At 65.6% G+C, this 19,132-nt stretch carries 20 protein-coding genes; 9 read left to right on the top strand and 11 right to left on the bottom strand.

Annotation, left to right across the window (positions count from 1 at the left end; all coding sequences use genetic code 11):
- The first annotated feature begins 32 nt into the window (after positions 1–32).
- Positions 33–989, top strand: coding sequence for a carbohydrate ABC transporter permease (locus CO675_RS17625; RefSeq protein WP_097673338.1), 957 nt, complete (start codon positions 33–35; stop codon positions 987–989).
- Positions 982–1,878 carry a carbohydrate ABC transporter permease gene (locus CO675_RS17620; protein WP_097673169.1) on the top strand — a complete coding sequence of 299 codons (897 nt, stop codon included), beginning with the start codon at positions 982–984 and terminating at the stop codon, positions 1,876–1,878. Before CO675_RS17625 ends, CO675_RS17620 begins: the two co-directional genes overlap by 8 nt.
- Before the next feature lie 114 nt (positions 1,879–1,992).
- On the opposite strand, the gene CO675_RS17615 is transcribed toward CO675_RS17620, so the two are convergent.
- The 7 genes from CO675_RS17615 to CO675_RS41020 all read right to left on the bottom strand — a co-directional run bounded on the left by CO675_RS17615 (position 1,993) and on the right by CO675_RS41020 (position 7,810).
- Positions 1,993–2,814, bottom strand: a complete 822-nt coding sequence (locus tag CO675_RS17615; protein WP_097673168.1) for an energy transducer TonB family protein — start codon at positions 2,812–2,814, stop codon at positions 1,993–1,995.
- A gap of 65 nt (positions 2,815–2,879) precedes the next feature.
- Positions 2,880–3,326: a TonB system transport protein ExbD gene (gene exbD, locus CO675_RS17610; RefSeq protein ID WP_097673167.1), complete on the bottom strand. Its 447-nt coding sequence runs from the start codon at positions 3,324–3,326 to the stop codon at positions 2,880–2,882.
- A gap of 3 nt (positions 3,327–3,329) precedes the next feature.
- Positions 3,330–4,082 (bottom strand): tonB-system energizer ExbB, encoded by a 753-nt coding sequence (gene exbB, locus CO675_RS17605; RefSeq protein WP_245452808.1) that lies wholly within the window; start codon positions 4,080–4,082, stop codon positions 3,330–3,332.
- Between the two features lie 58 nt (positions 4,083–4,140).
- The gene (hutX, locus tag CO675_RS17600) at positions 4,141–4,614 is read right to left on the bottom strand and encodes a heme utilization cystosolic carrier protein HutX (protein WP_502693392.1); all 474 of its coding nucleotides are present in this window, start codon (positions 4,612–4,614) and stop codon (positions 4,141–4,143) included.
- 47 nt (positions 4,615–4,661) lie between these two features.
- The gene (gene hmuQ, locus CO675_RS17595) at positions 4,662–4,994 is read right to left on the bottom strand and encodes a heme-degrading protein HmuQ (protein ID WP_097673166.1); all 333 of its coding nucleotides are present in this window, start codon (positions 4,992–4,994) and stop codon (positions 4,662–4,664) included.
- 136 nt (positions 4,995–5,130) lie between these two features.
- On the bottom strand, positions 5,131–7,476 hold the full coding sequence (locus CO675_RS17590) for a TonB-dependent hemoglobin/transferrin/lactoferrin family receptor (protein ID WP_097673165.1): 2,346 nt from the start codon (positions 7,474–7,476) through the stop codon (positions 5,131–5,133).
- A 112-nt stretch (positions 7,477–7,588) separates the two neighbouring features.
- Entirely contained in the window at positions 7,589–7,810 is a 222-nt protein-coding gene (locus CO675_RS41020) for a hypothetical protein (protein WP_198964641.1), read from the bottom strand.
- Between CO675_RS41020 and CO675_RS41460 the strand changes: the two genes are divergently transcribed.
- From CO675_RS41460 to CO675_RS17555, 6 genes are all read left to right on the top strand, one after another.
- Positions 7,728–7,934, top strand: coding sequence for a hemin uptake protein HemP (locus CO675_RS41460; RefSeq protein ID WP_097673164.1), 207 nt, complete (start codon positions 7,728–7,730; stop codon positions 7,932–7,934). The two genes, CO675_RS41020 and CO675_RS41460, sit on opposite strands and share 83 nt — an antisense overlap.
- An 8-nt stretch (positions 7,935–7,942) precedes the next feature.
- Positions 7,943–8,893, top strand: a complete 951-nt coding sequence (locus tag CO675_RS17580) for a heme/hemin ABC transporter substrate-binding protein (protein WP_097673163.1) — start codon at positions 7,943–7,945, stop codon at positions 8,891–8,893.
- Positions 8,890–9,990: a FecCD family ABC transporter permease gene (locus CO675_RS17575; RefSeq protein ID WP_097673162.1), complete on the top strand. Its 1,101-nt coding sequence runs from the start codon at positions 8,890–8,892 to the stop codon at positions 9,988–9,990. Before CO675_RS17580 ends, CO675_RS17575 begins: the two co-directional genes overlap by 4 nt.
- On the top strand, positions 9,987–10,790 hold the full coding sequence (locus tag CO675_RS17570) for a heme ABC transporter ATP-binding protein (RefSeq protein ID WP_097673161.1): 804 nt from the start codon (positions 9,987–9,989) through the stop codon (positions 10,788–10,790). Before CO675_RS17575 ends, CO675_RS17570 begins: the two co-directional genes overlap by 4 nt.
- 108 nt (positions 10,791–10,898) lie before the next feature.
- The gene (locus CO675_RS17565) at positions 10,899–12,251 is read left to right on the top strand and encodes an esterase-like activity of phytase family protein (protein WP_097673160.1); all 1,353 of its coding nucleotides are present in this window, start codon (positions 10,899–10,901) and stop codon (positions 12,249–12,251) included.
- A gap of 240 nt (positions 12,252–12,491) precedes the next feature.
- Positions 12,492–12,935 carry a hypothetical protein gene (locus CO675_RS17555; protein ID WP_097673158.1) on the top strand — a complete coding sequence of 148 codons (444 nt, stop codon included), beginning with the start codon at positions 12,492–12,494 and terminating at the stop codon, positions 12,933–12,935.
- Positions 12,936–12,954: 19 nt separating this feature from the next.
- On the opposite strand, the gene CO675_RS17550 is transcribed toward CO675_RS17555, so the two are convergent.
- The 3 genes from CO675_RS17550 to CO675_RS17540 all read right to left on the bottom strand — a co-directional run bounded on the left by CO675_RS17550 (position 12,955) and on the right by CO675_RS17540 (position 17,149).
- The gene (locus CO675_RS17550; protein WP_097673157.1) at positions 12,955–13,791 is read right to left on the bottom strand and encodes an enoyl-CoA hydratase-related protein; all 837 of its coding nucleotides are present in this window, start codon (positions 13,789–13,791) and stop codon (positions 12,955–12,957) included.
- Between the two features lie 83 nt (positions 13,792–13,874).
- A complete protein-coding gene (locus CO675_RS17545) occupies positions 13,875–15,542 on the bottom strand; it encodes a mucoidy inhibitor MuiA family protein (protein ID WP_097673156.1) in 1,668 nt (555 codons plus the stop codon).
- 176 nt (positions 15,543–15,718) lie between these two features.
- Positions 15,719–17,149, bottom strand: coding sequence for an MFS transporter (locus tag CO675_RS17540; protein ID WP_097673155.1), 1,431 nt, complete (start codon positions 17,147–17,149; stop codon positions 15,719–15,721).
- 143 nt (positions 17,150–17,292) lie between these two features.
- On the opposite strand from CO675_RS17540, the gene CO675_RS17535 reads away from it, so the two are divergent.
- Positions 17,293–17,691: a MarR family winged helix-turn-helix transcriptional regulator gene (locus CO675_RS17535; protein ID WP_245452800.1), complete on the top strand. Its 399-nt coding sequence runs from the start codon at positions 17,293–17,295 to the stop codon at positions 17,689–17,691.
- A gap of 73 nt (positions 17,692–17,764) precedes the next feature.
- On the opposite strand, the gene CO675_RS17530 is transcribed toward CO675_RS17535, so the two are convergent.
- Positions 17,765–18,937: a thiolase family protein gene (locus CO675_RS17530; RefSeq protein WP_097673153.1), complete on the bottom strand. Its 1,173-nt coding sequence runs from the start codon at positions 18,935–18,937 to the stop codon at positions 17,765–17,767.
- Positions 18,938–19,132 lie beyond the last annotated feature (195 nt).

Here is a 19,132-nt window from a genome sequence, read left to right as displayed (position 1 = left end):
TCCTCGCAATGACGGCAGCGGACGAGCATTCAATGTCTGTAACGACACTCCCTTCACGCGGGCAAGCGCTGCGCCAGCCGGGCTGGCTCGCGCGGCTGTTCGACTACAAGCCGTTCCTGATCGTGATGTGCCTTGCGCCCGCGATCGGCCTGCTGCTGGTGTTCCTCACCTATCCGCTGGGGCTCGGCATCTGGCTCGCCTTCACCGACACCACGATCGGCCAGCGCGGCGTCTATATCGGGGTCGAGAACTTCCAATATCTGCTCAAGGACCCCTTGTGGTGGAACGCGGTGTTCTACTCGATCTTCTACACCGCGGTCGCGACCTTCGGAAAGTTCGCGCTGGGCTTCTGGCTGGCGCTGCTGCTCAACAACCATTTTCCGTTCAAGAGCCTGATCCGTGCCATCGTGCTGCTGCCGTGGATCGTGCCGACGGTGCTCTCGGCACTGGCGTTCTGGTGGATCTACGATCCGCAGTTCTCGATCATCTCCTATCTTTTGGTCGACGTGCTGCACCTGCGCGACAGCAATGTCGACTTCCTCGGCTCGCCCTGGCCGGCGCGGTTCTCGCTGATCGCGGCCAATATCTGGCGCGGCATCCCGTTCGTCGCGATCTCGTTGCTGGCCGGGCTGCAGACCATCTCGCCCTCGCTCTATGAGGCGGCGATGCTCGACGGCGCCACCTCCTGGCAGCGCTTCCGCTACATCACCTTCCCGATGATGATGCCGATCCTCGCCATCGTGATGACGTTCTCGATCATCTTCACCTTCACCGATTTTCAGCTGGTCTACGCCATCACCCGCGGCGGCCCGGTCAACTCGACCCATTTGCTCGCGACCCTGGCGTTCCAGCGCGGCATCGCCGGCGGCGAGCTCGGCGAGGGTGCCGCGATCGCGGTCTCGATGATTCCGTTCCTCGTGTTCGCAACGTTGTTCAGCTACTTCGGCCTCGCCCGCCGCAAATGGCAGCAGGGAGAAGCCAATGACTGACGTTGCAGCGCAATCCTCCAACGTCGCCAGCGCCACGCCCGACACGATGGCGTGGGATTCCCGCGCCCGGCGCGTGGTGATGATCTATCTGCCGCTCGCCTGCTTCATCCTGATCCTGCTGTTCCCGTTCTACTGGATGGCGATCACCTCGTTCAAACCGAACGCGGAGCTCCTGAACTACAAGGAGCACAATCCGTTCTGGATCACCTCGCCGACGATGGCGCATGTCAAGCATCTATTGTTCGACACCTCGTATCCGCGCTGGCTGAAGACCACCATGCTGGTCGCGATCGGTTCGACCTTCCTGTCGCTGTTCGCCTCGACGCTTGCCGCCTACGCGATCGAGCGGCTGCGCTTCCGCGGCAGCCCCTATGTCGGGCTCGGCATCTACCTCGCCTATCTGGTGCCGCCGTCGATCCTGTTCATTCCGCTCGCCACCGTGATCGTGCAGTTCGGCCTGTTTGATTCACCGTTGGCGCTGATCCTGGTCTATCCGACCTTCCTGGTGCCGTTCTGCACCTGGCTGCTGATCGGCTATTTCAAGTCGATCCCCTACGAGCTCGAGGAATGCGCGCTGGTCGACGGCGCGACGCGGCTGCAGATCCTGTGGCGGATCACGCTGCCGCTCGCGGTGCCCGGCCTGATCTCGGCCGGCATCTTCTCCTTCACGCTGTCCTGGAACGAGTTCATCTACGCGCTCGCCTTCATCCAAAGCGGCGCCAACAAGACGGTACCGGTCGCGATCCTGACCGAGCTCGTCACCGGGGACGTCTACCAGTGGGGCGCGCTGATGGCGGGCTCCCTGCTCGGCTCGCTGCCCGTCGCGCTGTTCTACTCGCTGTTCGTCGACTACTACGTGTCGTCGCTGACGGGCGCGGTGAAGGAGTAGCGGGGCTCCCCGCGTATCGCAGCGAACTCAATCTATCCCCGTCACTCCCGCGCAAAGGCGAAGCCTTTGCGCGGGAGTGACGGGATAGAGCGCGCCTCGCTACAATGTCGCGCCCTACCGCGGCACGAACGCGACCGGCACGCTGAAACCCATCGAGCCCTGCGTGACCTCGGGCGGAAACGCCGGAAACGGCTGGGCCTGACGAACCATCGCCAGCGCGCGCGTGTCGAAGGTCGGATTGCCGGAGGAGCCGCCGAGATGGCTCGACAGCACCTGCCCGCCGCGGCCGAGCGTGAACACCAGGCGGACCACGCCACGCTGACCGTTGCCGCCAGCGGGATAGGAGTGGAAGCGCAAGAGATGCGCGCGAACGCGTGCGTTGTAGGCCGCGATCGCCGAGGCGGCTGCGCCGGCGCTGATCGCGGACGCCGCCGGCGCCTGACGCTCGGCGCGGCTCGGCGCACTGGTGCGCGGTGCCGGCGTCGCCTCGGACGGCTTCTTGGCCTCGCGACGAACCACCTTCGGCTCGATGGGTTCAGGCTTCCGCTCCGGAACGACCTTCGTGGGCTCAGGCTTTCGCGGCGCGGCCTGCTGCTCCTGCTCCGGCGGCGCCATCACCTCGGGCTTCTCCTGCGACGGCGTCGGAGCGATCTCCTCTCGCACGGGCTGTGCTGCGGCAGGCCCCGGCGGCGAGGCGTCGGCCTCCTGCATCGCCGGGCCCGGCGGCAGCTCGGTCTCCGAAATCGCCGGCGCCGAGGTGATCGGCGTCAGGTCGACCAGCACGGCCGGCACTGCGACACCGGGCCGCGGCACCGCGACCCATGTGATGCCGAGCGCAATCAGCGCCGCGTGCGCGGCCAGGATCGCGGCCGCCGACAGGCCCCACCGCTTCAGCCTGATATCGCCGCCCGCATCATGAAGCGCATACGCGTTCATCGCGATTCATCTTGTTTGCGCATGATCTTGCCGGAAAACCGGTACCCACGTTTCCGGATCATGCGCTAGCTTCGCCCGTCGAGGCCGACCAGCGCGATCTTGAGATAGCCGGCGTTGCGCAACAGGTTCATCACCTCCATCAGGTCGCCATAGCTGACCGCCTTGTCGGCGCGCAGGAAGATGCGCTCGTCCTTCTTGCCCTGCGTCGCGCCGTCGAGCGTGGAGGTCAGCGCATCGCGCGCGATCACATCCTCGCCGACCGCGACCGAGAGGTCTGATTTCACCGTGACGAACACCGGCTTGTCCGGCCGCGGCTGCGGCTCGACGGTCGAGGCCGGCAGATCGACGCCGAGGTCGACGGTCGCAAGCGGTGCCGCCACCATGAAGATGATCAGCAGCACCAGCATCACGTCGATGAACGGCGTGACGTTGATCTCATGCGCCTCGACGAGGTCGTCGTCGCCGCGACGGGGGCCGCCGAATGCACCGCCAGAGCCGAGCTTCGCGCCCATTGCCTACTCCGCGGCGCGCGCCAGCCGGAACAGGCTGCGATCGCCCTCGCGGCTGACGAGCAGCATCACCATGACGGAGGCGTCGCCGAGCAGCGCACGGTAGGCCGCGATCGAGCGCGTCAGGTGATTGTAGATCACGACCGCCGGGATGGCGGCCACGAGGCCGAGCGCGGTCGCAAGCAGTGCCTCGGCAATACCCGGCGCGACCACTGCGAGATTGGTGGTGTGGGCCTCCGAGATGCCGATGAAGGCATTCATGATGCCCCACACCGTGCCGAACAGGCCGACGAACGGCGCAGTGGCCCCGATGGTTGCGAGCACGCCGGTGCCGCGCGCGATCTGCCGCGACATCGCCGCCTCGACGCGCTCCAGCCGCAGCGCGATGCGCTCCTTGAAGCCGTCGTCGAACATGCCGCCGGACAGCGTGGCCTCGCGCGAGGCCGACTGCACGATCTGCGCCACGGCATCGCTGCCGTCGCGGCTCGCCTGCTCGACCTCGGCAAGCTGCGTGTCACGCTCCAGCAGCCCGATCCGCTGCCGCGCAAGCGTCGTCTTGCGGCGGATCTCGACGGTCTTGGCGAGCCAGACCGTCCAGGTCACGAGCGAGGCGAAGGCGAGGCCGATCACGACAGCCTTCACGACGATGTCGGCGCTCTCGAACATGCCCCAGGGCGAGAGGTTGCGCGGCAGCAACGCGGCATCGGCTGCGGCACGGCTCGCGCCCGGCAGCATTCCGAACATGGCGCCCGCCAACATCCCGATGCGTCGCCCAAGCCTGCGATGCGACATGGTCGCCTCCCGTCCTTCGTCGGTCTCAGCCTGCTCTCGGTGCAATGCGGTCCGCCAGCGCGTGGAAGCGCGCCAACTGATCGCCACGCAGCGCGCGCGTCTCGTCGCGGCCGACGAACACCTTGAACATGATGCCGCCGTCGAGATTGATGAAGGCGATGAAGGCCGACACCTTGCCCATGAAGGGCCGCTCGACGAACGCGATCGCCGCACAGCGCTCATGCCTCAGGTGGCCGTGCAGGCCTTTCGGCTGCATCAGGTTGAAATAGCCGCGGCCCATTTCGCCGTTCGGAACGGCACCGGTGAACTCGAAGATCGCATCGTCGGTGTGCACGATCAGCGTCACCTCGCCCCATTCCGCGATGTCCTGCATCGCGGCGGCGAAATCGCCGGCGCCGATCCGCACCATGCTGCCCGGCAGCGCTTCGAGCACCGCGCGCGGCGTCACCTTGCGCTCGCGCGCGACGTCCTCGATGACCGCGCCCGGGTTGTCGGCCATGTAGGCCTTCAACCCGGCAAGCCCCGCGTTCTGCACGGCCGCCTCCGTCACGCCGGGCTCTTGGCGCGCTCGGTGATCAGCACCTCAAAACCCTCGAATCTGGGATGACCGAGATAGAGGCTGCCGCCGGTCTCGTTGCCGGCGCGGGAATGGGCGCGGCGGAACGCATCGGACTTGGTCCAGTCCTCGAATGCCGCCTTGCTGGCCCACACCGTGTGGGTCGCATAGAGCGTGTGGTCCTCGGCCTCGGGGCCCTTCACGAGGTGAAACTCGATGAATCCCGGCAGATCGCCGAGATAGGATTCACGCGTCTTCCAGACCGTCTCGAACGCCTGTTCCTTGCCCTTGATCACCTGAAACCGGTTCATTGCGATGAACATGAAAGCCTTCTCCTGTTTGACGGCGGATGCCTCGCATCCTGCCGGTTGATCTCGTTGATATCATGAACGCGCCAAGGCCGCGCTGGGGGCACCAGCGCGGCCGGAGCAACCTGGATGGAATGATCGGCTCGTCGCGTTACGCTCCACCTAGGTGAATCTTCAGCCCGGCCTTGTAGACGGTGCCCGGACCGGGGCTCGAGAACAGCACGTCGTTCTGCGTCGTGCCGTCGGTCGAGGAACCCGGGATCGCATAGGGCCGGTAGTACTGGTTCAAGAGGTTGTCGACCGACGCCGTGAAGGTGATGTCCTTGGTGGCGTTCCAGGTCAGATAGAGATTGACCAGCTCATAGCCGGTCGACGGCAGATAACCCGCCGGCAAATCGTTATTGGCGCCGAACGAGGACCATTGCGCGGCAATGATCAGCGAGCGGTCGAGCAGGCGGACGCCGCCCGTCGTCGTCACCTTGCGCGGCGTGATGGTGGCGAGGCCGACATTGGTTGCGGTGTTCCGGCCGCGCATCAGATGGCCGGCGACGCCCACGAACCAGTCACCCGCGTCATACATCGTCTCGAGCTCAAAACCCTCGATGCGGGCATGGGCGATGTTCTGGTACTGGTAGAACTGGCTGAAGCGTCCGAACGGCGTCGTGGTCGGCGTCGACGCGACGAGGTCGATATAGCCGTCGACGTCGTTGTGGAACACGTTGATCTTGCCACGGAATGAATCGCTCGCGGTGAAGATGCCGTCATATTTCAGATTGATGCCGGCTTCCTTGTTCTTGCCGACCTCGGGCCGCAGCGCCGCATTGGGCAGGAAGCAGAACAGGCCGCTGGTACCGTCGGGGCAGTTGAACAGCGCCGGACCGCCGCCAGTGGCGTGGCCACCCGCGATCAGGGTCTCGGTGATCGACGGCGCGCGATAGCCTTCGGCATAGCTCACATAGGGCGTAAAGCCGGCCACCGGCGTGACGCCGATCGTGATCTTCGGCGACAGCCGGTCGCCGCTGGTCGTGGTGTTGATCGAGGTGAGCTCGTAGTGATCGTAGCGGACGGCACTGACGAGCTCAAGCCAGGTCGAATAGTTCTGCTTCAACTGCACGAAGCCGCCGGACACCGTACGCTGGCCGCCGGGCGTCGTGATGTTGGAGTTGCCGCGCGAATCGAAGGTCTCGACATCGTCGCGGAAGGCGTCGAAGCCGTAGGTCACGGCGTTGCGCCAGTCACCGAAGTTGAAGCGCGAGGTGTTGTTGACGTCGAGGCCGACGGTGTCGAGCGAATAGCCGCGCTTGTCGCCGACACAGCCGGAGATGTTGTTGCCGGGATTGGCGAGCGTGCAGACGCCGCCGCCTGACGTGATGCGGTTGTTGTAGGTCTTGACCTGATCGTTGTCGGTGCGGTTGCCGTAGACCGAGATGTTCCAGTCGAACAGCATGTCGTCGGGCTTGGAATATCGCCAGCTCAGCGTGCCCGTGTAGTTCCTTGCATCGGAGGCGTAGACCGAGGAGCCTGCGATCGCCGCCAGCGGCGCCGCCGTGGTGGTCGGGCCGCGGTTCGGCTGACCGATGTTGTACTGGTAGTCCTGGAAGACGCCGCCGATCTTGAACTCGTGGCCTTCGGCCGGGCGGATCGTCACCTTCATCAGGCCGGCCGCGATGTCGTTGCCGGTGTTGCCGATCTCGGTGCCCGCGCCGTCCTTGTAATTGCTCTGGGTGCGGTAGACGGCGCCGCCGAACACATCGACGTTCGGATCGGCGCGCACGCCGCCGAACACCGAACCCATGCCGCGGTCCTTGTTGCTGCCGTAGGAACCCGACATGTCGACGCCCCAGCGCTCGCCGGGACGCACCACATCGTCGATATCCTTGGTGCGGAACGAGACCACACCGCCGATCGCGCCGGAGCCGTAGATATTCGCGGTCGGGCCGCGCACCACGTCGACCCCGCCGATCAATTCAGGATCGAGGAAGAACGAGCCGTTGGCGTTATGGCCGGTGCGCTGATAGTTCTGCCGCGCGCCGTCGACCACGACCGCGACGCGGCCGAAGTCCTGCAGACCGCGGATATTGACGACGGTCGCTGGATCGTCACCGCGCTCCTGGAACGAGACGCCGGGCACGTTATAGAAGATGTCGGACATCCGGTTCGGCTGCAGGCCTTGAATCTTCTCCAGCGTGACCGAGCTGACCGGCGCCAGCGCATCGATCGCGCGCTCTTCGGTCTTGGATGCGACCGCCGTGATGGTGTCGAGCGATTGCACCGGCACCGCACTGACCTGCGCGCGCGCATTCATCGCAGGCGATGCCGCCTGCGGGTTGGCCGCGGGCTTTGGCTTCCGCTTGGCCTGCGTCGGCCGCTCGGTTGCGGAACGCGCAGCCGACGCATCGGCGGTTTGCGCCAAACCGTTTGCCGGCAGCGCTGCCGAAAATGAGAACACCGACGCACCCAAAATCAAGGCGCGCGAAACCCTAGCCCCGTCAGCCATTCTAGCCCCAGCCCGATCATCGCTTTTCTGGTTTGGCTGGCGTGCGCTCCACCGAGCGGCTTGCTGGCTACGTTGCGATGCAAGCCACAAGCTCGCATCGTGTGATGATTGGTTACGAGCCGGCAACAAAACGGTCAAGAATGCGGCGGCGCTGTTTACATCGATTGTAAAGTGCAGCCGTTGGAATGCGCCTTCGCCCGCTTGTACAAGCAAGCATCATTTGAAGATTTCGAAGGCGCAGCACCACGAGCATGTCGGCAACTTCCGGAGACAACATCGGCGCGGCGGGAAAGCCGGCCGTATCAGCGTCTGATGCGGCCAAAACGCTCGTCATGCGCGGGAATCGCCTCGACAGCCGCGACCTGTTCTGGGCCGAGCGCGAGATCATCATCGTGCATGGCGAAGAGCATTACCGCTTGCGGCTGACCTCGCAGAACAAGCTGATCCTGACCAAGTGACGGCCCCGATGACAATTTGTCGCACGCTCGCTCTGCTCGCGCTCACCTGTCTGCTGCCGACGGGCGCAGCAATCGCCGAACGCATCACCGTGCACGACGCGCGCGACCGCGACGTCGTGATCGACGATCCCACGCGGATCGTCTCGATCGGCGGCGCGATCACCGAGATCCTCTATGCGCTCGGCTTCGAGGACCGCATCGCCGGTGTCGATGCGACCAGCCTCTATCCGCCGGCAGCGCTGCGCGAAAAGCCCGACGTCGGCTACATGCGCCAGCTGTCGCCGGAGGGTGTGCTCGGCCTGCATCCGTCGCTGGTGCTCGCAGTGCAGGGCTCCGGGCCGAAGGAGACCATGGACGTGCTGGAGGCGGCCAAGGTGCCGCTCGTGCTGGTGCCCGAGGCGTTCTCGGAAGCCGGGCTGGTCGAGAAGATCAAACTTGTGGGCCATGCCATGGGCGCCGATCCGCGCGCCGCCTGCCTCGCCACAGCGGTGGAGAGCGACCTCGCGCTACTGCGCACGTTGCGCGCCAAAGTGACGAAACCGGTGCGCGTGATGTTCGTGATGTCGCTCCTGAACGGCCGGGCGTTGGCCGCTGGCCACAAGACCGCCGCGGACGAGATCATCCAGCTCGCCGGCGGCGTCAACGCGATCGACGGGTACGACGGCTACAAGCCGGTGAATGACGAGGCCATCGTGGCGGCGAAACCGGATGTCGTGCTGTCGATCGATCGCGGCAAGGACTCGCTGACGTCGGATGCCGTGTTCACGCATCCGGCCTTCGCACTGACGCCGGTTGGCACCACCAAGGCCTTCATCTCGATGGAGGGGCTTTATCTGCTCGGCTTCGGACCGCGCACCGCGGCCGCGGCGCGTGACCTCTCGGTCAAGCTCTACCCGGCGTTAGCGCCCGAGGCTGCAACTTTCAAGCCGGCGGCGCTGACCGCGAACTGCCGGCAATGAGCGTGCTGGCCGAACGCCCCGCGCGTGCGAAACAACGGCGCGGCGGCATGTCGCTGCGGCCGGCGGCGACACTCACTTTGCTCTGCCTGCTTGCGGCGCTCGCAGGGTCCGCCCTGGTCGCCCTGACGGTCGGGGCCGCGGGTATCCCAATGGCCCGGCTTCCCGCCGCGCTCGGGCTATGGGCCGACGGCGCGGCCAACCCGTTGCTCGCGCGCGACCAGCTCGTGGTGTGGTCGATCCGGATCCCGCGGATCGCGGCGGCTGCGATGGTCGGCGGACTCCTCGCCGTATCAGGCGCCATCATGCAGGGCCTGTTCCGCAACCCCCTCGCCGACCCGGCGCTGGTCGGCGTCTCCTCCGGCGGCGCGTTTGCCGCAGCGGGAGCCATCGTGTTCACCGACAGCCAGCTCGGCGAGAGCCTGCGCTTCCTGCAGCATCAGTTGCTGCCGATCGCGGCCTTCGCCGGATCGCTGATCACGACCATCGTGCTCTATGGCATTGCCAGCCGCGGCGGCCGGACCTCGATTGCGATCTTCCTGCTCGCCGGGCTTGCGATTGCCGCGATCGCCAATGCCGGCATCGGGCTCCTGGTCTTCGTCGCCGACGACCGCCAGCTGCGCGACATCACCTTCTGGATGCTGGGTTCGCTGAGCGGCGCGACCTGGAGCAAGCTCACGGCGCTGGCGCCGGTGCTGGCGGTTGCGCTGATCGCCTGCCTCTCGATCGCGCGCGGCCTGGACGTGCTGGTGCTCGGCGAAGCCGAGGCGTTCCACAGCGGCGTCGACGTCGAACGGCTGAAGCGCATTTCGATCGTGCTGGTGTCGGCGATGACAGGGGTTGCGGTTTCGGTCTGCGGCGTGGTCGGCTTCGTCGGCATCGTGGTGCCGCATCTACTGCGGCTGGTGATCGGACCCGGGCATCGCCTGCTGCTGCCGGCGTCCGCATTGCTCGGTGCCATCCTGCTGGTCGGCGCCGACACGGTGGCGCGCACCATCGTGGCCCCCGCGGAGATGCCGATCGGCATCCTGACCGCGGCGATCGGCGCGCCGTTCTTTCTTGCCATGCTGCTGCGCCAGCGCTCCCTGGTGTCGCTATGAGCGCGCTGCTGGAGGCGCAGTCGGTATCGATGACGACCGGCGGTGCCACGCTGGTCGATGCGGTCTCGCTGCAGATCGGTGCCGGCGAGATGGTCGCGATCGTGGGTCCCAATGGCGCCGGCAAGTCGACCCTGCTGCGGATGTTGTCGGGCGATCTCCGTCCGTCGCGCGGAACGATCCGGCTGCGGCAGCGCGACCTCAACGCCTACGATCCGCGCGAGCTGGCGCAGCACCGTGCGATGCTGTCGCAGCATGTCAATGTCACCTTCCCGTTCACGGTCGAGGAAATCGTCAGCATGGGCGCCGGCGAAAGCCCGCGCGCGGTGACGCGCGCGCTGGTCGCAGCAGCCCTCGACGAGGTCGGGCTTTCGCATTTCCGCTTCAGGCAATTGCCGACACTGTCCGGCGGCGAGCAACAGCGCGCGCATTTCGCCCGCGTGCTGGTGCAGCTCGCCTGCGGCGAGGCATTGCATGGACCGGGGCTCCTGCTGCTGGACGAGCCGACCTCGAGCCTCGATTTGCGGCATCAGATCGACCTGGTCGAGACCGCCCGGCGGCGCGCCGCGCGCGGCACCGCCGTGATCGCGATCATGCATGATCTCAACCTCGCGATGCGGTTCGCCGACCGCATCCTGCTGCTGCATCGCGGCCGGCTTGCCGTCGACGGCGACCGCGCCGCGGCGATGCAGGCGGACACGCTTCGCAAGATCTTCGAGATCGACGCCACGATCGACTACACCGGAGGTGGCGTACCGTTCCTGCTGCCGCAGACTATGCGGCCGATAGGCAAAGCGACGTAACGCCGCAAGCCCTATCCCGTCGCAACATCGGCGATTCACAAAACTGTCAGCCGGCTGTAACAGGCGCCTCGGAGAACACCGCATCGTTTGTCCTTTGGGAGACCAACCATGCGCCTGTCACTGCTCTGTTCCGTCGCCTCGATCCTGCTCGCCACCCCGGCGTTCGCGCAGAGCGAGGGCGAATTTCCAGCGACGCTGGCAGGACACGCCGTGATGCCGGCGGAGAGCTTCATCGACGCCCCTGCGGATGCGCCGGCGGATCTGAAGACCTCGGGCAAGTACACCACCGGCAAGCGCGTCGACGCGATCGGCACCGTGATGGGCAAGTCCTATGAGCGGCCGACCGGCGTGTCGCTGCCGTTCAAGGGCCAACCGCTGCAGGGCCATTCCGGCATCAAGACGATGCCGGACGGCTCGTTCTGGGTGATCACCGACAACGGCATGGGCGCGCGCTACAACTCGGCGGACTCGATGCTGTATCTGAACCGCTACAAGATGGATTGGGCCGGCGGCAAGATCGAACGCCAGGAGACCGTGTTCCTGCACGATCCCGACAAGAGGGTGCCGTTCCGCATCGTTCATGAGGACACCGCCAAGCGTTACCTCACCGGCGCCGACTTCGACATCGAAGGCTTCCAGATCATCAACGACATCTTTTGGATCGGCGACGAGTTCGGCCCCTACATCCTCAAGGCCGACAAGACCGGCAAGATCCTCGCGGTGTTCGAGACGGTCGCCGACGGCAAGCCGGTGCGCTCGCCGGATCATTGGGCCGTGCAATCGCCCGGCGCGCCCGGCGCCACCTACACCAACGTCAACCTGCGCCGCTCCAAGGGCTATGAGGGCTTTGCCGCCTCCAAGGACGGCAAATTCCTCTACGGCCTGCTCGAAGGGCCGCTGTGGGATGCCGACAAGAAGGACTGGGAGAAGGTCGACGGCAAGGAAGCCTCGCGCATCCTCGAATTCGACGTCGCGGCGGAGAAGTTCACCGGTCGCTATTGGCAGTATGTTTTCGAGCAGAACGGCAACGCGATCGGCGACTTCAACATGATCGATCCGAGCCAGGGCCTCGTGATCGAGCGCGACAATGGCGAGGGCACCGCCGACAAGGCCTGCCCGCAAGGCCAGCGCGGCGAGAACTGCTTCCCTGACCTCGCCAAGTTCAAGCGGGTCTACAAGATTGAGCTGTCCGACGCCAATGTCGGCAAGCCGGTGCGCAAGATCGCCTATATCGACCTGATGAAGATCCGCGATCCGAACAAGAAGGCCCGCAAGCCGCTCAACGACGGCGTCTACACTTTCCCGTTCTTCACCATCGAGAACGTCGACCGGGTCGACGAGACCCACATCATCGTCGGCAACGACAACAATTTGCCGTTCTCCTCGAGCCGCGATCCGAACAGGGCCGATGACGACGAATTCGTGCTGCTCGAAGTCGGCGACTTCCTGAAAGCGAAATGAGGCGGTTGCGCTTGCCGTCGACGACAGCGTCGTCGCCCGGCTCGACCGGGCGACCCAGTATTCCAGAGGCGTTCGAGTTCAACGGACAAGCCGCGGCATACTGGATGCCCCGCTCAAGGCGGGGCATGACAGCGAATTTGCGGGAGCCAGCCTATTTCAAAGGTTGTTCTGCAATTGCCCTTCTACCGAAGCGCTCGATGATGATAGCCTCGGCAGGACGTGAATCGCCTGGGGCAAATCATGCGAGAAAGATCCAGCCTGACCTACATCGAGGCGTTGATCGCCGCGGGCTTTGTTGCGTATCTGAGCTGGGATCAGAGCTGGGGGCTTCCGCCTCCAATCGTCGCCTTGCTTCTCGGCGTGATCGTCTACTTTGCCTACTTATGCTTGATGCGAGGTTTGGTGAGATTTCACCAAAACACTTTTGAGATCGTGGCGACGATTTTGGCCGTTGCCTGGGGCGTATTGGCTTATCTGGTCACCGGCGCGCTGCAGGCGGGGTTCGCCAATCAGATTCCTGCCTCGCTGCTGATGCATCTGTGGCCCTGGATCGCGGCGCTGGCGGCTTTCATCGGAGCCCTCGCCAGTAAGGTGCGCTTCATGGACGATGTTCGCGAATATGTCGTCGGCCGCCGCGCGCGCTGGGACAATCGGCAATGGCTGGAGGAGGACGCGGGCTTCTAGCCCGCGTTCGCCAAAGCCGTCACTCCTTCTTGGTCCGGTAGTCTCCGAACGTGGTGTCGCGCTGGTCGAGCTGGGTCTTCACGCTGGCGCCATCGCGGCGGAAGCCGGCCATGTAGGCCTTGCTCGCCTCGGTCGTGAAGGCCAGCGCTTGGATCTCGGTGCCGGCGCGCATCGCGGCGCGGGCGCCCATGATTTCCATCGCGCGATGCACTGAGCGCTTGTTGAGCTGCTGCAGCTCGACCGGCACCTTTGCCGCGCGCTCGGCGAAATCCAGCGTCTTGCTCTCGAGCTCGGCGAGCGGGAACGAGCGGGTCGCATAGCCCCACTCGGCAGCCTCGCGGCCGGACATCGCATCGCCGGTCAGCATCAGCTCCATGGCGCGGCGCATGCCGACCAGCCAAGGGTGATACTGCATATCGGGTGGGCTCATCAGCCGCACCGGCGGATAGCCGATCTGGGCATCATCGGCGACATAGACCACGTCGCAGGCGGTCGCGAGCTCGGTGCCGCCGGCGAGGCAGTAGCCGTGCACCTGCGCGATCACGGGCTTGGCGAGATCCCAGATCGAGAACCAGCCCTCGACGACATGGCGCGACCACTGGCCGGGGCCGGATGCCGAATGATAGGGCTGGTCGACGCGGTTGTCGGCGGAGAGATCATAGCCCGCCGAGAAGCAAGGACCCGCGCCACGCAGGATCGAGATCGAAATGTCGGGATCGCGGTCGGCTTGCTCCAGCACCTCGAAGATCTCGCCGCGCAGGCGGTTGTTCAGCGCATTGCGCTTCTGGGGCCGGTTCAGCGTGATGCGGCGGACGCGCGGACGCGGATCGTCGACGATGATGTGCTGGTAGCTCATGGATCCTCCCGATCTCGGGCTTTTTTGCCGTTGGCAAAGTGTTGCCCGAGATCGGGAGAGTTGTCATCGGCTGTTAACGCGGGTCACCCCGCCGGCACCATCACGACACCCTTGTCTTTCGGCCAGCGCATCCGCCAGGCGAAATTGATGTCACGGACTTCACCGGCCTTGGCCTCGAACGCCCATTCCAGCACGCCGCGCTTGTCGCGCAGATTGGTCGTCGTCGCAGGCGTCGACGACGGCAGCATCTCGACAACGATATCGTCGTTCTCGCTGACCGGGAGCTGATCCTGGATCGCGACCTTGATCGGGAAGTCGTGGCCGTTGCGCACCGTGGTCTTGAAGGCGCGCTCGTCGGTCTTCGACGTCGTCACGATCAGGCCGGCGGAGCCCTCATTGCGCTTCACCACCGTGCGCTCGATCTTGACCTTGTCGTCGGCGCCGAAGCCGAGCCGCACGGTCTCGTCCTTGGCGGCGGTGGTCATTCGGCTGCGGCCGACAAAGATACCGTCGCGATAGATCGCGACCTGCCCCGGCAGCAACGGCGCCTCGTCGGCCTGCACGAAGCTCGCTTCCAGGAACGCGGTCGAATCGATCACCGGTACGGCGCGCACTGCGAGATCGGGGGTAATCGTCGCCGTCGAGATGCGCAAGCTCTTGGCACCCTCATTGGCGGCAACGCCGACGCGGCCGGGAATCTTGAAGGTTGCCTGGAACGCGCTGACCTCGGCAGCAGCTTCCTGCTCCTCGGCCTTCTTGAACAGATGCTGCTCCATCGGCGGTGCAGCCGGTGCGGGCATCAGCGCCGAGGGCTGTTGCACGCTGTCGAAAGCTCTGCCGGCGGCCAGCGGTCGCGGCGGCAGCGGATATCGCACAATCAGCGAATTGAGGTCGGGCGCATTGCCGCCGCGGGCGACACGCACGGTGGAGACGGCGAGCGCGACGTTCGACCAGTCCTCGCCGGTCGACTGGGTGATCTCGGCGCGGCGCACCAGCTCGATCGCGGGCTTGCGATCCTTGGCGCCGGTGTCGAGACGGGCGTCGTAAATCGGCATCCAGCGGGCGTTGCGCACCGCATAGGTCACCCGCAATGTCGCGCGGGTCGCGGCCGCGGAGGCCAGTTCGATCCGCACCTCGAGCTTGCTCGGCGGCTTGGCGGCACGGTCGGCCTCGAGGCGCGCGATCTCGCGATCGATGTCGCGCTGCTTGCGCGCGGCGTCGCGGATCGCGGTGTCGGCGGTCGCGACTTCGTCCCCGACCGCGGAGAACGCGGCGCGCCACTCGCTGACCGGACGCGCCTCGCCCTTCTCGCCGATCCCGACCGGTGCGGCCTCGGCGAAATGTTCGGCGAATTTGCGCCGCGCCTCAGCCGACGTGATGATCCCCTGCAGATCGTCGCGCTGATCTCGCAGCGCCTCGATCCGCTTGTCGATCTCGGGCAGGTTCGCCGGCTCCACCGGGCGCGGCGGCCGCGCGTCGATGGCCCCGATCGCCAGCCTGCCGCCCGCCTCGCCCTCCACGCGGAGCGAGGACGGATCGAGGCCCATCGGGAAATCCTTCGCGACCAGCATGTTGTCGCCGGCGGGCAGATCCAGCGTGATGACGCGGGTGACGCTCGCGCCATCCGGATAGACGGTGACGGCGTCGACCTGCGACGCAGCGTCGAGATTGGCCGCATGGAGCGGCCCGGCAACCAGCGCACCCACCAGCACCAGGCTGGTGGTCACAAGACAATTCGTAATCTTTCGCATCGCATCCCTCCGGGAAACATCGCATCGCGCGAGACCGACGGCGCGCCGGGCTCGGAGGCGGGCCGTTTCTCGTGGTGAGACGCAGCGAGGAAAGGACTGGTTCGATTGAGGTTTCGGTGCGGCGCGACGAAGGCGCGCTCGCGGCAGCCGGATGGCGCGGCGGCGGCTTTGACCCGCTAGCGGTCCGCCCTCCTGCGCCGGATGAACAGGTAATTCGGTACGAAGCCGGCAATCGTGATGGCGATCATGATCCACCAGCCGCGCTGAAACGCCGCGATCCGCTCAGTCATCGAGGCCGGCGTTGCCAGGATCGCGACAAAGATCGCGACACCGATCGCCAGCGCTGCCTGCCGGATCATGTTGATGACACCGGAGCCGGTCGCAAACGACGAAGGCGGCAGCGAACCGGCACCGACGCCCATCAGGGTCGGAAAGGTCAGCCCGACGCCGATGCCGGTGAACATCATGCCGACCACAAAGGCAGGCATGTCGGGGTCAACCCCTAGCAACGTTGCCCAGATTGCAAGACCGCCCGCAAACGATGCGATCCCGGCGGAGACGACGGCCGCGGCGCCAAATCGCGCGATCAGGCGACGGGCAAACAACAGCGAGGTGAACGGGACAAGCAGCGGACCCGGCGCGATCGCAAGGCCGGTCTTCAGCGCCGACCAGCCCCACACCGTTTGCTCCCACAACGCCACCGACAGCAGCATCGCGCCGAAAGCCGCCGAGTATGGCGCCATGACAAACGTCGCCCCCGTGAACGGCCGCACCTTGAACAACGCAGGATCGACGAAGGGATTCTTCGAGTTGAGGCAGTGCCACGTAAAGGCAGCGAGCGAGACGGCTGCGATGGCAAAGCCAAGCACGACGCCGCGCGAACCCCATCCCCAGTCATTGGCCTTCACGATCGCAAGGGTCAGCGCACCGATGCCGCAGGTGACCAGCAGCGCCGCCCATGAACTCGGACGCGGCACGTCATGGCCGGGCACTTCGGGCAGTTTCAGCCAGCCGATGATCAGTGCGACGATGCCGATCGGGACATTGACGATGAAGATCCAGCGCCAGTCGAAGGTGACGAGCACGCCGCCCGCCAGTGGCCCCAGCGCGGCGGCAAGGCCGCCGATCGCCGTCCAGGTCCGCACCGCACCGGCGCGCTGGTCGGGTGGAAACGACGCCAGCAGCAGGCCGATCGAAGTCGGGGTCATCAATGCCGCACCGGCAGCCTGCGCGATGCGGGCAACGACCAGCAATTCGACGTTCGGCGCGAGCGCACAGGCGGCCGACGCGGCCGTGAACAGCGCAACGCCGAGCAGGAAGCTCAGATTGCGGCTGTGGCGTTCGGCGAGCCGGCCGAAGAACACCAGCAGCGCCGCATAGACGATCGCATAGCCATTGAGGATCCAGGACAAATCCTCGAGCGAGGCGCTGCGGAATTCCTGCGCGATGTTCGGCAACCCGACATTGACGATGAACAGGTCGAGGTTGGCGAGGCAGATGCCCACCGATACGATTGCGAGCACCTGGCGTGGTGTTGCGACGCGGGAGCGTGGCCGCGCGTCGGTTCCAATAGCCAGCCCGATCGTCTCCGCCTCGATCTCCGACATCACACCCTCCGAATATGTGCATATGCATCTATTGCCATTAGGTGCATATGCATGTATCTGTCAAGCCTAGTTTGGAGGCAACGATGGTGAAAACGGAACCCAGCCGGTGCAATCTCACGGCGTTGCGCAAGGCGACGCGGCGCGTGTCGCAGCTCTACGATCAGGTCCTGGCGACATCCGGCCTGCGCGGCACGCAACGCGCCATTCTGGTCCACATCAGACGTTCGGGCGCGCCGACGATTGGCGAGCTGGCCGCGGCGCTGGTGCTTGACCGTACCGCGCTCAACCACAACCTCAAGCCGCTGGAGCGCGACGGCCTGTTGACCATCACCGTCGACAAGAATGACCGGCGCAGCCGCCTGGTGCGGCTGACCAAACGCGGCGAAGCCCGGCTTGACGAGTCGCAGGCCGCCTGGCGTGAGGCGCAGGAGCGCTTCGAGACCGCCTTCGGCACGAAACAGGCCGCCGATCTGAGGCAGACGCTCGAACTGATTTCCACGCTCGAGTTCGGCGAACGCGCGGCGGATTTTCCGGCAACATAACCGGCTTCAAACAGAAAGCGGCCCGGCGTTGCCGCCGGGCCGCTCGTTTGCACACGATCAGGATCGGTCGCGTTTAGCTGTAGATCTCGAACAGGCCTGCGCCGCCCTGACCACCGCCGATGCACATGGTCACGACGCCCCACTTGGCCTTGCGGCGGCGGCCTTCCTGCAAGAGGTGGCCGGTGAGCCGGGCGCCGGTCATGCCGAACGGGTGGCCGATCGCGATCGAGCCGCCGTTGACGTTGTACTTCTCGGGGTCGATGCCGAGTTGGTCGCGCGAATAGAGGCACTGACTGGCGAAGGCTTCGTTGAGCTCCCAGAGATCGATGTCGTCGATCTTCAGGCCGTGGCGCTTCAAGAGCTTCGGCACGGCGAACACCGGACCGATGCCCATCTCGTCGGGCTCGCAGCCGGCTGAGGCCCAGGCGACGAAGCGGCCCAGCGGATTGAGGCCGCGCTTCTCGGCATCCTTGGCTTCCATCAGCACCACCGCAGCGGCGCCGTCGGACAGCTGGCTGGCATTGCCGGCGGTGACGAACTTGCCCGGACCCTTGACCGGCTCCAGCTTGGCAAGCCCTTCCAGCGTGGTCTCGGGCCGGTTGCACTCGTCGCGATCGACCACGTAGTCGACGATCGACTCGGCCTTGGTCGCCTTGTCGACCACCTTCATCTTGGTCTTCATCGGGACGATTTCGTCCTTGAACTTGTTGGCCTGCTGCGCGGCCGCCATGCGGCGCTGCGACTCCAGCGAATACTCGTCCTGGTATTCGCGGCTGAGTTTGTAGCGCTCGGCGACGATGTCGGCGGTATCGATCATCGCCATGAAGATGTCGGGCGCGGCCTTGAGCAGGTCCGGATCGATCGATTCCTTCGGCGAGCCGCCGCCGGGAATCGAGATGCTCTCGACGCCGCCGGCGACGATGCAATCGGAGCCGTCGGAACGGATCGAGTTGGCGGCCATCGCGATGGTCTGCAGGCCCGACGAGCAGAAGCGGTTCACCGAGACGCCGGCGGTCGACTTCGGCAGGCCGGCGAGCAGCGCCGCCTGACGGCCGATGTTCGGCGCGCCGTGCGCGCAATTGCCGAGATAGCAATCCTCGACATAGTCCTTGTCGACGCCGGCACGCTCGACCGCGTGCTTGATGGCGTGCCCGGCCAGCGACATCGGCGGGGTGATGTTGAATCCGCCACGGCCGGACTTCGCCAGGCCAGTGCGCGCGTAGGAAACGATAACGGCTTCACGCATTGTTTTCTCCTTCTGAGATCGCCGGATAGTGGCGCGTCTTGACGCCTTCGTACACATATTTTGGGCGCTGCAACAGGAATACCAGACGCCCCCGAACGACAAACGCCGCCTCCGGGGCCGGAGACGGCGTCATGTTCCGCAGATCGGAATTTGGACGTGGTTGACGGTACCTTCCCCGTCATGCCGGGCACGTCC

It is taken from the genome of Bradyrhizobium sp. C9 (assembly GCF_002532045.1).
In the GTDB taxonomy this organism is placed as follows: Bacteria; Pseudomonadota; Alphaproteobacteria; order Rhizobiales; family Xanthobacteraceae; genus Bradyrhizobium.
The sequence above is the reverse complement of the archived record's forward strand: the minus strand, read 5'-3'. Positions and strand labels throughout refer to the sequence as shown.